Consider the following 15,184-nt stretch of genomic DNA (forward strand, 5'->3'; position numbering starts at 1 on the left):
AGGCATTGAGTAGTTACTTAGAGCTAGGCTGAAGGAAGGATGATTGAGAGTTAAGACACAGAACTTTAAGTCTGTCTTAGAGCTACTTTAAGCTCTACTTTAAGTAAGTGATTGTTATTGTTAATAACTACAATCACGTCTTTAAGATAGTCTTTAAGACAGACTTTAAGTATCCACGCCCTACACCAGCACGTCTTACAAGCTTAAAGCTTCCCTTAAAGAGAACTCTTAAGCTTTGCGTCTGGTGCATGTATTGCTCTTTGTCTCTCTGCTTGCCCAAGGCATTAAGACTCACTCTCTATGAAGCCGAGAGGTTACGAGGTGATGGCCTTGAAGCCCACTCAGTGCGTGACTCTGATGTGTGACTTCTTGCTGTGGTTTGGCGGCTACAGTCCGCATTGGGTTTGTTCTTATAGGCAGTCGTAATTACAGGTTATTAACACAAAAAAGGGGAAATAAATTAATTTCAGTCACTTAGCGTCTTTACATCTAAATAACACTTACATCCCTTTTAGTGTGACATTCCCTAGTTAAACCAGCTTACAACCTCACCGTATCGGGCTGCGCCCTATAGGCAGTCGTAATTCGATTGGCATTGCGTTGAGACTCAAAGAGAGCGTAAAGGCAGGGGATGAGAGCGTTGATACCTCGATGGTTTGACCTAACTAAAACAGACAAGGGCAGGCGTTGCACCCGCCCAAGTGACCTAGATAAGCTCGGCGTTAACCTCTGCCATGTAAGGCGCTAAGACATTCTCAATGCCATTTGTAGCGTCCTCAAAGACACCAAGCTCTACTAACGCTTTAACATGCCCCCACACCTCTTGGTGCAGCTGCGAGTCTTGCGTTGTAAGCAGCGTTTGAGTATCAAGATGATTAGAGGCTTTAATAGTTAAGACGTCGTTCATATCAATGCTCCTTTGTGCTTAAGGTGAGCTAAAGATACCGAAACTCAACTTGGTTGTGTTATGTGTAGTCACTAGTGAGTGCAATAACTTGAATATGGTCACGCAAGAGCTTGCTAAGTGAGTACTTATTGTTCAATCAGCCGACACTTAGAACACGGTGCCAGCTTCAACCGCCTTCTTCTTCACTCTCTGTACGGTACTTGCATTACAGCCAAGCTCCTGAGCGACACCACGGATAGACTTTCCCTCAAGTAACAACTCAATGATACGCTGATGCTGCTTGGTATTAGCTTTGCGTCCTTGGAACTTCTCAGCCCACTTCGCAGGGTTAGCTTTAAGCGCTTGTCTTCCAGCCTCAGCCGACGCTAAGCGATTCTTACGCTCTGCCGCAGCCATAGCCGTGAGCATGGTAATCTGGATGTCAGTGACCATGTTCTGCATGTCATCATCTTTGCTTGAGTATGAGAACGTCAGACCTTGGTTGATAGTCTTAATGCACACACCCCTGTCGAGAAGCTCACGTATAGTCGATTCAGCGTCTCGATAGTCACGCCCTAAACGGTCAACCCACCATACGACTAGAGTATCTCCTTTACGTAGCTTACCAAGAAGAACCGATAGCCCTGCCCTCTCTTTAGCTGGCACAGTACCCGACACTTTCTCTGTCGTAATCTCCGCATCAGGGTAAAGCTTTGAGATGTCACTCAATTGGCTGTCCACGTTCTGCTCCTTAGTCGACACACGGACATAAGCAAAGAGCATTGAGTTACTGTCATTGGATTGAGTTGTCATTGTCATACCTCGAACGAGTGCTTTAGGTTACCGTGTGCTTAACTTATTGTATGCATATCGGCAAGTCAACACCTAAAGCACACAAAAATAACACCCTTAGAGTGTATGCATTTGGGCATAACCTAAGACATACATCGAAAAATAAAACGTGGCACTGAGTCTAACTAGCAAGAATGACTACTTTCGCTAAAGGGGTCTGGGGGGGATTTGAGGACAAGACATATAAACAATGGCTCCAGAAATTTTTTTTGCAAAAATTATTCGACCATCACACATCACTCCGTCACATTTTGATTAAAGCGCCAAGATGCATATAGTAAACCTTATGAATCACTCGTGAGAGCATATATGAACCTTGATGAATTCGTGAGCAATTACCTCACTAACCTATCCAGTCAGCTCGATGCATCAAACACCTATCTAACAATTTTTGCAGCAGTCCTTGGTGCTGTTCTAGGTATTGTGCTTTCCTTACTTGTTGGCTGGTTTGGAGGTAAGCTTAAAACTCTATCCTACAACCGTATTGTGCGTCAGCAATTAATAGGTCTCACTGAAGACAACCTCATGCGGTGTCGGGCTAATATAGGGGTACTCAACAACGAGTTATTGAGGTTAAGAGGCATAGACGGAAAAATGACTTTGAGTGGTATTGCTGCACTTATTGACTACCCCACTCAACTTCTGCACTTGCCTGCGAGCTTTCGAAGCTCTGAGTTATTCCTACTACGGATGCAAATCTCAGCCTTAAACGCCCATCATGCCCAACTCATCAACGTTGTACATTTGCGAGAAAGCCTTAGCATTGAAATCCGAAAAGCACCTGTAGGTCAGCAAGAATGGGAAATTGTGGGTCTTAGACAAGAATACAATAGGCACCTCAAAACGAAGTACTTGGAGATAATCGAATTTACGCAAGCCTTACAAGACTACCTAAGCATAGGGGCTTGGAAGCGATTCCTTATGAACTTCATACCCACACGTAAATTTAGAAAAATGCGAGACTCTCAAGCTGCAATACCCACCCAAAACAACAACGCCTCCAATTCAACTCCCCAACAGGGAACTGAACCGAACTAGCAGTGTTCTACAAGGTGTGCTACATTTCGAGTAAACCACTGGTGTACCTTCCTTGTATATCAGAGACTTACAGAGGAAAAGGCGACGAACTCTCGAATCCCGCCAGCTCCACCAAACGTTTGGAAAAGGCCACCTTCGGGTGGCCTTTTTTGTATCAACTAAAATAGTCTCTTTTTTCAAACATTCATGCTTTCTGAAATCTTACTACATGGATTACCGCATACCTTTGGCCCATGTAGGTTTACAAACTCGTTGAGTATTAATCAGTAAACAAGAAGTTCATAAGTACTAATCAAAAAGGCAGAAAGCATGGTACTAAAAGCCCTGCAACTTAAAAGTCTTCTGCTTACCTATCCTTTCTAAGAGATAACTAGATCTAAGTCTAAAGTCTATACTCATCTCCCTCGATGAATTGATTGATGTATTCATTGTTAGTCCCTACTCGCTTGTTTCATTACAACTCTATAGATGTAATGACTACAAACAGTAGTTACAAAAAATAATGTAACTCTAATCACAAAGTTAACCTTAGATATTGAACAGAAACACAACATATATAGATTTTTAAATTTCAAAATGAAAATATTGTTGTGAAAAATTAAGTTGCTGGAATTATTACCGTCATATTAGTGAGCATTGTAATGAATTTTGAAGAAAGTAAATTGAATGACGAACACGTTAATCAATACACACCGCAAATCAATGGTGTGTTAACAAAGAAAGGAAAACCACTTAGTAGCCTAAAGGTTAGCCTTAGTATTGGTTTAAGCATGTCAGGGAAATCAATAGACTTATCAACATTCACAGACAGTACTGGTCGCTTTGAGTTTTCTCCAGTCTATGAAAATAAAGACGTCATAAGCACTCCTCTCATTGATCGCTATGTAACTATTGTTTTAGTCGCAGAACTCAGCAATGATGAAAGTACTATTATTTGGGAAGGAAGCTTTGATGGTTATAAAATAGAGGATTACGTAAAAAATAACATGGCTAACCTTGCTTGTGACACTGAGAACCCTCTTAAGTACTTTGCTTTTTCAATTGATGATGAAGAAAACGATGACTACTACGTGAACAGCCAATGTAACTTATTTGGTTATATAGACTCTGACTTGTATGGAAATTAAATAATGCACTCATGATGCAACTCCAGTTCCTATGTCTCCTCTTTGGCCATTCATTCACGGGGGCATTGAGTATCGGTTAGAAGGAGGTTCTGGTATCGACTTCCACGCTCATGGACTAGGAAAAAATCTGTTCCGGGTTATGTCAATAACGCTACAAGTAATGAGTGATCGGCACTACAATCTAAGCCTTAAACTTATCTAGAACGCAACGTATTTCTTGACTTCAACAAGAGATATAACGCTCGGATGACTGATGGTTGGGTAAGTAAAATAGTCTCTTCAACTTTGACTTTACTAAGAATTTCAGGTCTGGGTCATATAATACAACAGATGCGACCGTAGGCCTTGCTACTTGGGTTCAATTAGCTAATTTCAGAGCTAAAAAATGAACGTAACGAACACGTACGCGGTATTATAGGCCACATAAATGTAATGTCAGGCAATGCGGAAATTAACCTATCTAATATTACTTGTAGAGCAATAAAGCTTTGTTTTTCAAGGTTAGTAAAAAGGCTAGACAGTCATGCTAGTAACGTATTAAATACCCTGGAGTAACAATAAAATAAATTAGCCCTCGTTTTATATATACGCTTCATCGGTCTTAAATTATTTGAATGATAAATAATAAAAGTGCGAAGCTATTTTGCTTCGCACTTTTATTGAGTCCAGCACGGCTAACTATATTAGAAGCGATACTCTACACCTAGTGATGCTTGGTTAAAGTCTGTTTCCGTGTTTGCACCGTTCGCGACATTCTCCGCATTGAGTTCTACGTCGTACCACATATATTCTGCGTTAACTAAGAAGTTATCAGTAACTTTAAAACCCACACCGGCACCAGCGAATACACCTTCATCATCTTTGTTGCCTTGGAAGCCCGCAACGTTGTAATCCGTCGAGTACCACATTTGACCGCCTTTTGCGTAAAGGTCGACACGATCAGCAATGGGAGCGGTAACTTTTAGAGCCGCTGTATAGCCGTCCGTTTCGGCATTTGCTAGGTTATTACCATAGCTACCGAAATCAATGTAACCACCTTCCAACGCTAAGTAAGGATTAAAACGGTAACCAACTAAACCTTGAATAACATCGCTGTCATCATCAAAGTCATCTTGTCCATCAACTTTTAAGTAACCGTAGTTGGCGCCAACATATACACCATGATCGTTGGAGTCCGCAGCATGTGATAAAGTACTAAACGTTGCTAAAGAAAAAAGGCTAATCAAAGTAACAACATTGCTTTTCATTTCGTTCTCCTAATATAAGTTCCATTGAAGGTTCGAATAGTAAAGAGCAAATGCAATGCCAACTTTAAATTAATGAAAAATATATTTAATTTTATAGAATACTGACAATCCTCTAAAGAACGCCGAACAAAAACAGAAAAAACGATCTGTCTGTTTACTTTATATAAACAATACTAAATTGAGGTTAATCGATGATGTGAAAAAGATTCTTGTTAATTTGTAGATTTTTCAAAGAAATTAAATAAACATCTAAAATACTCTTGTAGATTAATCAGTCAAAAAACGCTTAGCTAGTTTTTATAAGAAAGGAAGCTAATCACACATACGTTGCATCTTACTTTGCTTCAAGCCGTGAATACTCTACTCTTTGCCTAAGCAGAGTTTAATGGAACTGAAGTATGTTAAAAGGCAGTGAATACCCTTCTATTCGAGCATTAAGGACGTTTGTCGCGGTCTCTAATTACCTCAGTTTCTCTAAAGCAGCGGATGCCCTATGTATTACGCAAAGCGCAGTAAGCAAACAAATCGCATCGCTGGAGCAATTGGTGGGTTTACCTTTAATACAAAGAAGGGCGAGTGGTATTGAGTTAACCGAAGAAGGCAAGCGTTATCTGCCGCAAGTCACAGAAGCTTTGGAGCTTATTCAGCATGCAACTGCCAACTTAATCCAGTCAGATTCAAAGCAAGAATTACTCACCGTGGACGTAACCCCTTCTTTTGCCAGCCTTTGGTTGATACCTAATATTGATGACTTCCACCAGCAACATCCTAACATCCGAGTAAGAGTCTGTACCGGGGATGGGAACGTCAAAGATTCGAGCAACGAAAGTGACTTACATATTCGCTGCCTTCCATTATCCACACATTATGAATACAGCCACTTACTGTGCGAAGAAACATTGTTATTAGTCGGTTGCACAAATGCTCCTGCAATTGAGAGTGTGCACGCTGTTAGTAATTATCCGTTTATACCTCAAATCACTCGCCCTCAGCTATGGGAGCAATTTAAAACTGTCTACACTGTAGAATCTCCCGTTACCTATCAACCTGTAGGCGTCGAACATTTTTACCTAGCTTGCGAAGCTGTCAGAATGGGAAAAGGGCTCGCCTTGCTTCCTGATTTTATGGCGCAGTATTCGATTTTAAGAGGGGACATTCAGCATGTTCTCAACCTCTCTTTACAGAGCGGTTATGGTTATTACGTGATGATTCCAAATTATCGACTTTCAGCTAAAAAAGTAGTGGCATTTCACGAATGGCTGAAGAGCAAGCTAAGTTAATGTTGTTTCTTTAAACTCGTTTAGGTAAACCAAAACAACTCAAAGACTTCGGTATCTGTCTGCTCAAATTTATGGCATTCTCATCCATACTATTTAAAAAGGATAAATGGATAGTAGGATATGGACAGCAACACGCCAAGACTCTCTTTACGCACCATTGAGCCGACCGATTACCCAGAGCTCGCGGAATTAATGGACCTTGTTTTTCCTGATGTTGGTGGCTCATGGCCACGCCTGACCATCATGGATCTCATTCATCAGTTTCCTGATGGCCAAATCTGTATTGAAGATAACGGCAAAATAGTCGGTGCAGCATTAACCATTAAAGTGGACTACAACCGCTTTTCTCTTCCTCATCTATATACCGACATCATTACCGAAAACAACGTCATACAGAATCAAGTGACCGGTGACGCCATGTATGGTCTCGATGTATTTGTCCACCCGGACTACCGTGGGCTGCGTTTAGGTCGACGTTTGTATGATGCGCGTAAAGAGCTTTGCCGGAGTAAGAACTTCAAAGCAATTTTAGCCGGTGGTCGCATTCCTAATTACCACCAATACGCAGATGAACTGAGCGTTGCAGAGTACATCGACAAAGTAAAACGCCGTGAGCTTCATGACCCTATTTTGTCTTTTCAGCTTGCAAATGACTTCGATGTAAAGCGTATTATGCGTGGTTACTTGCCAGAGGATAGTGCTTCTAAAGGCTACGCAACTCTACTGGAGTGGGATAACTTTTTCTACGAAGAGGATATTCAATCCGTCCATGATGTAGAAAAAACGCTGATTCGAATTGGTGTTGTGCAGTGGCAAATGCGCGCTATGAATGACTTAGAGGACTTGCTCGATCAGGCTGAGTTTTTCATTTCTTCTCTTGCGAACTACAAAGCCGATTTCGCCCTATTCCCTGAATTCTTTAACGCGCCGCTGATGGGATTGCAAAACGACCAAAACTCCGTCGAAGCAATTCGCTTTTTGGCTAGCTTTACAGAAGAGATCAAAAACCGCTTCTCGCAGATGGCAGTCACCTACAACATCAACATTATTGCAGGCAGTATGCCCGTCATCGAGGATGGCAAGTTGTATAATGTGGCCTACTTGCTGCAACGAGATGGTGAAATAAACGCTCAATATAAGATTCACATCACGCCCCATGAGCAAAAAGACTGGGTGATCGACGGTGGCGACAATGTTCAGGTGTTCGAAACCGATGCAGGCAAAGTCGGCATACTGATTTGTTATGACAGCGAGTTCCCAGAGTTGGGAAGAATGCTCGCCGAGCAAGGCGCACAAATTGTGTTCGTTCCTTTCTGGACAGACACAAAAAATGGCTACCAACGAGTACGAATCTGTTCCCAATCACGAGCCATCGAAAACGAATGCTACGTTGCAATTGGGGGCAGTGTCGGCAACTTACCTCGTGTTGATAATGTCGATATCCAGTACGCACAATCTGCCGTATTTTCACCGTCGGATATCTATTTTCCACACGATGCGACCTTGACAGAAGCAAGCGCCAACACCGAAATGATAATCTTCGCTGATGTTGATTTGACTAAGTTGAAACAGCTTAATACCGAAGGCTCTGTCACCAACTTACGTCATCGCCGCCTTGATTTGTATGGCGCATTCACCAAAGCCAAAGAGTCATAAGGATCTCCCTAATTCGCCGCTACCAAAGAGCGTGGCGGCGAGTAAAGCCAGCTGCAGGTTGATTCTGCGCAATTATCAGAGGCATGTCAGTTTTTCTCAATGGTGAGAAACAAGAATTGACCCAATAGGACATTCGGAGTATCACTCCAACTTCGTTCCGCTTTTATTAGGGGAAAGCTTTTGGAACATATTAACGAACTTCTCATGTCAATGAAGCCTTTGCTTGAGCAATACGGCTACGTTGCGCTGATTGTCAGTATATTTCTAGAAGGGATAGGTATCCCGATGCCTGGTCAATCACTGATGATCACGGCATCTTTGCTCTCGTCAGAGCAAGTCATGAACCTAAGTATGGTAATGATGGTATCGTGGCTGAGCTGCTTTTTTGGTAATACCTGTGGCTACTTAATCGGTTATTACTTTGAGGGGTGGTTAGATAAAAAAGGCTACATTTCCGGCCCTAAGATGCAAACGCTTCAATTGACGATCCAGAAATACGGCCCTACGTGCTTGGTCGTCAGCCGCTTTATTGAAGGAATGAAGCAATTTATGCCTCTTGCATGCGGTATCGCGAAAATGCCACGTAGAGAGTTTTTGCTCGGTAACGCCCTCGCGGCGACGGTTTGGGTATTGGTATTCAGCTTGTTAACTCACTTTGCATTTGAACATTTAAGCGTGTTGAGCAACCTGTACGCCGAATACAAATATCTGGTATGGGCATTTGCTGCTGTCTTATTTACGTGGATGGTTTTAGGTATTGTTAAACGCAAAAAAGCCAAATCAATGCAATAACGACAGTCTCTTCATTAGCGCATAACTAAAGCTCGTGGTATCAGTGAGATACGCAACACGAGCTTTTATCTTTTTCTTTACGTGTAAAATTTAAACAGCCATTTAGACGTCTAGACGTTGACAATGTATAAATGTGATATTAGTCTGCTCTTCTCTCTTATCATTAACATTGTCGTTTACATGTCCGGTTCCCAACAAACTACTAAAACAGTTGCACCGTCTGCGGTCGCACTGATCCCATTAATTGTATTTCTTGCGCTATTTATTGGCGTAGGCACTTACTTATCTTTGCAAGGCGTGGAATTTGCCTTCTACCAGCTGCCTGCACCCATCGCGGTATTACCAGCCATCATCATTGCGTTTCTTTTAAGTAAAGAGAAACTTAACCGCTCAATCGAACACTTCATGCGTGGTGTTGGCCACCCAGACATCATCGCAATGTGTATGATCTATCTGCTTGCAGGTGCCTTTGCTGCGGTAGCAAAAGCCTCTGGTGGTGTTGATGCAACAGTGAACCTTGGTTTATCCGCTATTCCAACCAGCATGATTTTACCGGGCATTTTTCTGATTTCTGCTTTTATCGCAACAGCAATGGGGACTTCGATGGGTACCATCGCAGCCGTTGCCCCCGTAGCGTTGGGGATTGCTGAATCAGCAGGAATGAGCTTACCGTTAACCGCAGGCGTTGTGCTGAGCGGGGCTATGTTTGGTGATAACCTTTCTATCATCTCTGACACCACCATCGCGGCGACACGCTCTCAAGGTTGTGAGATGAAAGACAAGTTTAAAGAGAACATTCGTATTGCTTTACCTGCGGCGTTGATCGCGATTGCAGTGTTCGCTTTCAACAGTACCGCGACTCAAGTGCCTGAAACTGGCGATATTGAGTGGCTAAAAGTCTTGCCGTACATCACTATTTTGATCCTAGCGGTATCTGGTGTGAATGTGTTTGTGGTTCTGTCGATTGGCATTCTTTTGGCTGGCGGCGTGAGCTTGGCATCGATTGACAATTACGGACTAACTAATCTAGCCCAAGACGTATACAAAGGCTTTGGTAACATGCAAGAGATCTTCTTGTTATCCATGCTGATTGGTGGTTTGAGTGAACTGATGCGTCGCCAAGGTGGTCTTGCTTTTCTAACAAATTTCGTTAGTAGCCTTATCCACGCGTTTGGCTCTAGTCACTCTAAGCATGCGAACAGTCGTGCAAGCGAGCTAGGTATTGCAGGTTTGGTATCAATGGTCAATGGCTGTACGGCAAACAACACCGTAGCCATCATTGTATCGGGCAGCGTTGCTCGCCAACTGGCGGAAGAGAATAATGTCTCTCCTCGCCGCTCAGCAAGCTTGTTAGACATTTTCTCATGCGTGGTGCAAGGCGTGTTGCCTTACGGTGCTCAAGTACTGCTGCTAGGTTCCGTATTCAACCTCTCGCCACTTGAAGTAGTTGCCAATTCTTACTACTGTTTTGCATTAGCGATAGCGGCTGTTGTCGCGGTGTTTATCAAACATCCCGCTCGTCAACCTGTAGCGCAAACTGAGAACTAACGACAAATACCGAAAAGGCTCCGATGGAGCCTTTTTACTTTCCTTTCTTCTTTTTTTCTTTTCCGCGAGCAGATTTACTTCAAAGCTGAACGCAAACTTTGCGCACTGTGTAAAGGAATCGCAAAGCGATGCGCCACATCGCGTAGAGCTTCCACCTGAGCCACGTTACTGATTGCTAATTCGCCTGCCACATCGACGTGGTTATTCTCAAACCCCACTCTCACATCGAATCCAAGTAACATCGCACTCGCTAAACAGTCTTGCTCTCGCGCGCCAAAAGCACAAATGGCACATCGAATTTCTTCCTCGACAAAACGCGCCAAATTCAAACCTCGTAAATCCCATGGCGAAGACTGTTGAGCTTGGTGATAACGCCCTAACACCACTAATGCATGCTGATGCGTTTTAGGTAACACGCCCGTATCACGCAGTTGGAAATAACGTTCAATGTCGGTTGCATCGTAGAGAATAATTTGGCTCACGATGTTGTTTTCTGCCACCCAATGGAAAAAGGTATGCCCTTCTTTCTCACTTGCTCGATCAGGGATTAACTCCCTCAATGCGAAAGAAGCCGCTTCTGGTTTCACAGCTTTAACTAACGCCATCTGTTGTGGCGGAGAATACAAGCCCACCGCCTCTGTGGTGAGCTGTACCATCATGTTTTGTCCCACTGCTTCTTTCACGGCATGGTAAATTGTCATGTTGTCGTCGATGTCTAATGAATGACGTCCGTTGGCGTCTCTAGCATGCAAATGGATCATGGCAGCCCCTGCCGTTTGACAAGCGATAGCCTCTGCAACCAGTTCGTCTGTTGTCATGGGTAAGCTGGCGTGATCGTACTTAGTTTTTCTTGCACCGTTTGGGGCCACGATAATAGCGATAGGCTCTCGTATAGATCGATTTTCTAATTCCATTCCTTCGCTACCTCTTTTAGCGTTAATGAGAGTTTGCCAACTAGCTCATCAATATGGTGAGGCTGAATAATGAATGGCGGTGCAAGCAAGATATGGTGCCCATTAACGCCATCAATCGTTCCTCCCATTGGGTAGCACATTAAGCCATTTTCCATTGCTTGCTGTTTGATGCATTTGTCTGCCAATGTGGCTTTACTCAGAGGCGCCTTGCTTTCTTTATCCGCCACCAGCTCAATGCCAAAAAATAAGCCTTTACCACGAATGTCGCCAATGTACGGTAAATGGGCCAATTCAGAAGTAAGCTCATTACGCAGCAAAGCACTTTGCTGATTCACCGCCGTTAATAAATCATCTTGGAAGATGGTTTGAATGGTTGCCACGGCAGCAGCGCACGCCACAGGGTGCGCCATAAAGGTATGGCCATGTTGGAAAAAACCGCTTCCACCGGCAATAGCTTGGTAGACTCGATCATTCGCAACCACCGCGCCAATAGGTTGATAACCCGCACCAAGCCCTTTAGCCATACACACCAGATCGGGGTCTGCCTCTTCTTGCTCAAACGCAAAAAAACTACCACTGCGTCCAACGCCACACATGACTTCATCCAAGATCAATAACACATCGTATTGGTCGCATATTTCGCGAATACGCTTGAAATAACCTTGTGTGGCAGGCACAGCTCCAGCGGTGGCTCCCACAATGGGCTCGGCGACAAAAGCCATGACATTATCAGCCCCCAACTCAAGAATTTTTGCCTCTAGCTCATTCGCCGCTCGCAATGAGTAATCCAATTCCGACTCATGACTCTGCTGATAACGATAAGCATAGCAAGGGGCGATATGATGGCTCGGGTGTAAGATGGGTTTGAACGGTTCACGTCGCCATTCATTACCTCCGACAGCCAAAGCCCCCAAGGTATTGCCGTGATAACTTTGCTGACGCGCGATGAATTGCTTTTTCTCTGGCTTACCTGATTCCACGAAATACTGCCGCGCCATTTTTAGTGCCGACTCCACCGCTTCTGATCCGCCACTGACTAAATACACATGGTTGAACTGTTCAGGCATGTGCTGACAAACCAATTCTGCTAGGCGCTCACTGTTATCACTAGTAAAAAATCCAGTATGAGCAAACGGCACTCGCTCGATCTGTTCCAACATCGCTTTTTTAACGGCTTGATGACTGTGGCCAAGGTTTGATACCGCAGCCCCACCACAAGCATCGAGATACTGCTTTCCATGCTTATCGAATAGATAAACACCTTCACCTCTATCGATGATTGGTAGCGTGGCATGGCAATGACGGTGAAATACGTAAGACATTTGAGTCCCTTCCAATGTGTAATACTTGCACACATCATCAGGAACAAACCCAAACGTGACAAGAGAATAAATCTCACCCTCTATGAGCTTTTGGAATGCCACAAACCAAAAACACCAAAACCCTTGATATTTAAACAATAAAATAAAAATAGGCCAGCTTTTTTAAAGGCTGGCCTATGGGTAACCCAAAGCTAAAAACAGAATCGTTTTACGAGTTTAGTGCCTGTTCTAAATCGGCTAGAATATCGTCAATATGTTCAATACCCACCGATAAACGAATCATCTCTGGAGACACACCAGCTTGTTTTTGTTCTGCTTCGCTCAATTGACGATGAGTCGTCGATGCAGGATGGCAAGCCAATGATTTTGCATCGCCAATGTTCACCAAACGCTTAAAGATTTTCAAAGCATCATAAAAACGCACACCAGCGTCATAACCATCTTTTAAACCAAACGACAAAATCGCAGAAGGCTTACCTTTCATGTATTTTTCGGCGAGATGGAAGTGTTCAGAACTTGGCAATCCGGCATAATTTACCCAACTGACTTTGTCATTCTGTTCCAAGAATTCAGCCACTTTGAGTGTGTTCTCGGTATGGCGCTCCATACGCAGCGGTAACGTTTCTAACCCTTGCATAAGCATAAATGCATTCATCGGTGATAATGCTGCTCCGGTATTACGCAGTGGTACGGTACGCGCACGCCCGATAAATGCCGCCTCACCAAACGCTTCGGTATACACCACGCCGTGGTAAGAAGGTTCTGGTTGGTTGAAAACAGGAAAGCGGTCTTTGTGCTGTGCCCAAGGGAATTTACCGGAATCCACAATCACGCCACCTAATGTGGTGCCATGCCCACCAACGTATTTAGTGAGAGAGTGAACTACGATATCCGCACCAAATTCGATGGGTTTGCAAAGCACTGGCGTCGCAACGGTGTTATCCACAATCACAGGTACGCCTTGTGCATGAGCAAGCTCCGCCACACGTTCTAAATCGATGATATTGCCCGCAGGGTTCCCAATGCTCTCGCAGTACACCGCTTTGGTATTTTCATCAATTAATTCGGCCAAACTTTCTGGCTTGTCATCTTTAGCAAGCTTCACCTGAATACCTTGATTTGGGAGCATGTGCGCAAACAAGGTATAAGTACCGCCATAAAGTTGCGGCGTAGAAACGATGTTATCGCCCGCTTGCGCTAAGGTCAGAATCGCATAGTTAATCGCTGCACTCCCCGCACTCACGACCAATCCAGCAATGCCGCCTTCTAACGCTGCCATGCGTTTTTCCAGCACGTCATTAGTCGGATTCATGATGCGAGTGTAGATATTCCCCGGCACTTCCAAGTTAAACAGATCAGCACCATGCTGCGCGTTGTCAAACTCGTACGCGACTGTTTGATAAATCGGCGTCGCGACAGATTTAGTGGTAGGGTCAGTTTCGTAACCAAAATGGATGGATAGCGTTTCGTCTTTCATGTTCTTCCCTGTCTTTCATCACTCAAATAGCGGCAAGCAAAGCACTTACCTTGCTTAAAACTTATATTGCCCAATTTTTCAACAAATAACGTGGGGATGAATCACAGAGATAAAACGCTAATTCAACTGTCCAAGTAACCAGTGACGAAACGTTTCTGTCGCATTCGTACGTGTGTTCATGATCAAGTAATACCCTGCATTGGCAGGAATCGGTTTGAATGGAGAAACCAAACGCTCTGTCGTCAATTCATCCTCAATCAGTGCCATTCGTGCCATCGCAATCCCAACGCCTGCTTCGGCTGCAGACATCGCCATATCCGTTCGATTAAAAAAGTGTCCGATATCGGTTTTAAAATCCAACCCCATCGCTGACGCCCAATATAGCCACTCATAGTCACGCGTCGCTTTTTCCCATGGCATCGCATCGTGTAGTAGCGTCGCCTCTTGCCATTGCTTCACTGGCATTGAGTTTTTTTGCTCACCAAACAACGTTTTTAGCCAGCCATGATCCTCAAGGTATTTTGGACTCATCACCGGTAGCAGATGCTCATCCAAAATCAGCTCCGCGTTAGCATTTCTATAAGGATGAAGACCATAGTCAATTGCGACGTCATAGTCTTTTATCTCACTATTTACCAGCGCACCTTCCGCAAAGATTTGTACTTGGATATCCGGATTATCGTGATGGAAGCTTTCGAGCTTTGGAACTAACCATTTGAAAGCAAAAGAAGGCGTCAACTTCAAACGAATTTCATTGGTTTGCTTTTCTACTTTGAGCTCATCAAGCAATTTGCTCAGTTCCGAAAAGTGAAACTGCGTCGCTTGGTGTAACTGAGTGCCTTTTACGGTTAAACGAATACCGCGAGAGTGGCGTTCAAATAAAGTAAAACCTAATAACGCTTCCAAATGAATAATTTGTTGGCTTATGGCACCAGTGGTGAGGTGTAAATGTCTCGCAGCACCAGTAAAGCTGTTGTACTCCGCGATTTGGCTAAATAGACACAAGCCACTTATCAGATTACTTTTCATCCTTGAGCCTATAGTT

At 43.8% G+C, this 15,184-nt stretch carries 13 protein-coding genes; 6 read left to right on the forward strand and 7 right to left on the reverse strand.

Annotated elements, in window-relative coordinates; translation table 11 throughout:
- Window positions 1-706: 706 nt before the first annotated feature.
- Window positions 707-907, reverse strand: coding sequence for a hypothetical protein (locus tag J4N43_RS12590; protein WP_005479249.1), 201 nt, complete (start codon window positions 905-907; stop codon window positions 707-709).
- Between the two features lie 147 nt (window positions 908-1,054).
- On the reverse strand, window positions 1,055-1,699 hold the full coding sequence (locus tag J4N43_RS12595; protein WP_199266805.1) for a recombinase family protein: 645 nt from the start codon (window positions 1,697-1,699) through the stop codon (window positions 1,055-1,057).
- A 348-nt stretch (window positions 1,700-2,047) separates the two neighbouring features.
- On the opposite strand from J4N43_RS12595, the gene J4N43_RS12600 reads away from it, so the two are divergent.
- Entirely contained in the window at window positions 2,048-2,776 is a 729-nt protein-coding gene (locus J4N43_RS12600) for a hypothetical protein (protein WP_005483033.1), read from the forward strand.
- A 641-nt stretch (window positions 2,777-3,417) separates the two neighbouring features.
- Complete coding sequence (locus J4N43_RS12605; protein ID WP_053302978.1) at window positions 3,418-3,903, forward strand: DUF6795 domain-containing protein; 486 nt, start codon at window positions 3,418-3,420, stop codon at window positions 3,901-3,903.
- A gap of 683 nt (window positions 3,904-4,586) precedes the next feature.
- Here J4N43_RS12605 and J4N43_RS12610 read toward each other — a convergent pair.
- Window positions 4,587-5,150 (reverse strand): porin family protein, encoded by a 564-nt coding sequence (locus J4N43_RS12610; RefSeq protein WP_005381668.1) that lies wholly within the window; start codon window positions 5,148-5,150, stop codon window positions 4,587-4,589.
- 398 nt (window positions 5,151-5,548) lie between these two features.
- Here J4N43_RS12610 and J4N43_RS12615 point away from each other — a divergent pair, with 398 nt between their 5' ends.
- The 4 genes from J4N43_RS12615 (at window position 5,549) to J4N43_RS12630 (ending at window position 10,426) form a co-directional block, all read left to right on the forward strand.
- Window positions 5,549-6,430 carry a LysR family transcriptional regulator gene (locus J4N43_RS12615; RefSeq protein ID WP_005381669.1) on the forward strand — a complete coding sequence of 294 codons (882 nt, stop codon included), beginning with the start codon at window positions 5,549-5,551 and terminating at the stop codon, window positions 6,428-6,430.
- Between the two features lie 120 nt (window positions 6,431-6,550).
- Window positions 6,551-8,086: a bifunctional GNAT family N-acetyltransferase/carbon-nitrogen hydrolase family protein gene (locus J4N43_RS12620; protein ID WP_053350254.1), complete on the forward strand. Its 1,536-nt coding sequence runs from the start codon at window positions 6,551-6,553 to the stop codon at window positions 8,084-8,086.
- 204 nt (window positions 8,087-8,290) lie between these two features.
- Window positions 8,291-8,878 carry a DedA family protein gene (locus tag J4N43_RS12625; protein WP_053350253.1) on the forward strand — a complete coding sequence of 196 codons (588 nt, stop codon included), beginning with the start codon at window positions 8,291-8,293 and terminating at the stop codon, window positions 8,876-8,878.
- A 180-nt stretch (window positions 8,879-9,058) separates the two neighbouring features.
- On the forward strand, window positions 9,059-10,426 hold the full coding sequence (locus J4N43_RS12630; RefSeq protein ID WP_017635705.1) for a Na+/H+ antiporter NhaC family protein: 1,368 nt from the start codon (window positions 9,059-9,061) through the stop codon (window positions 10,424-10,426).
- A gap of 74 nt (window positions 10,427-10,500) precedes the next feature.
- Here J4N43_RS12630 and J4N43_RS12635 read toward each other — a convergent pair whose 3' ends face one another.
- The 4 genes from J4N43_RS12635 to J4N43_RS12650 form a co-directional block, all read right to left on the reverse strand.
- On the reverse strand, window positions 10,501-11,340 hold the full coding sequence (locus tag J4N43_RS12635; RefSeq protein ID WP_053350252.1) for a beta-keto acid cleavage family enzyme: 840 nt from the start codon (window positions 11,338-11,340) through the stop codon (window positions 10,501-10,503).
- Window positions 11,331-12,662, reverse strand: a complete 1,332-nt coding sequence (locus tag J4N43_RS12640) for an aspartate aminotransferase family protein (protein ID WP_053350251.1) — start codon at window positions 12,660-12,662, stop codon at window positions 11,331-11,333. Before J4N43_RS12640 ends, J4N43_RS12635 begins: the two co-directional genes overlap by 10 nt.
- 208 nt (window positions 12,663-12,870) lie before the next feature.
- Entirely contained in the window at window positions 12,871-14,139 is a 1,269-nt protein-coding gene (locus J4N43_RS12645; RefSeq protein ID WP_053350250.1) for an O-acetylhomoserine aminocarboxypropyltransferase/cysteine synthase family protein, read from the reverse strand.
- A gap of 117 nt (window positions 14,140-14,256) precedes the next feature.
- Window positions 14,257-15,168, reverse strand: coding sequence for a LysR substrate-binding domain-containing protein (locus tag J4N43_RS12650; RefSeq protein WP_053350249.1), 912 nt, complete (start codon window positions 15,166-15,168; stop codon window positions 14,257-14,259).
- Window positions 15,169-15,184: the final 16 nt, after the last annotated feature.

Source organism: Vibrio sp. SCSIO 43009 (genome assembly GCF_023716525.1).
GTDB lineage: Bacteria > Pseudomonadota > Gammaproteobacteria > Enterobacterales > Vibrionaceae > Vibrio > Vibrio alginolyticus.

Coding starts and splice junctions, on each gene's coding strand:
- J4N43_RS12625 (WP_053350253.1), top strand. CDS start 8,291: ATGTCAATGAAGCCTTTGCTTGAGCAATACGGCTACGTTGCGCTGATT.
- J4N43_RS12600 (WP_005483033.1), top strand. CDS start 2,048: ATGAACCTTGATGAATTCGTGAGCAATTACCTCACTAACCTATCCAGT.
- J4N43_RS12615 (WP_005381669.1), top strand. CDS start 5,549: ATGTTAAAAGGCAGTGAATACCCTTCTATTCGAGCATTAAGGACGTTT.
- J4N43_RS12590 (WP_005479249.1), bottom strand. CDS start 907: ATGAACGACGTCTTAACTATTAAAGCCTCTAATCATCTTGATACTCAA.
- J4N43_RS12605 (WP_053302978.1), top strand. CDS start 3,418: ATGAATTTTGAAGAAAGTAAATTGAATGACGAACACGTTAATCAATAC.
- J4N43_RS12595 (WP_199266805.1), bottom strand. CDS start 1,699: ATGACAACTCAATCCAATGACAGTAACTCAATGCTCTTTGCTTATGTC.
- J4N43_RS12640 (WP_053350251.1), bottom strand. CDS start 12,662: ATGTCTTACGTATTTCACCGTCATTGCCATGCCACGCTACCAATCATC.
- J4N43_RS12645 (WP_053350250.1), bottom strand. CDS start 14,139: ATGAAAGACGAAACGCTATCCATCCATTTTGGTTACGAAACTGACCCT.
- J4N43_RS12650 (WP_053350249.1), bottom strand. CDS start 15,168: ATGAAAAGTAATCTGATAAGTGGCTTGTGTCTATTTAGCCAAATCGCG.
- J4N43_RS12630 (WP_017635705.1), top strand. CDS start 9,059: ATGTCCGGTTCCCAACAAACTACTAAAACAGTTGCACCGTCTGCGGTC.
- J4N43_RS12620 (WP_053350254.1), top strand. CDS start 6,551: ATGGACAGCAACACGCCAAGACTCTCTTTACGCACCATTGAGCCGACC.
- J4N43_RS12610 (WP_005381668.1), bottom strand. CDS start 5,150: ATGAAAAGCAATGTTGTTACTTTGATTAGCCTTTTTTCTTTAGCAACG.
- J4N43_RS12635 (WP_053350252.1), bottom strand. CDS start 11,340: ATGGAATTAGAAAATCGATCTATACGAGAGCCTATCGCTATTATCGTG.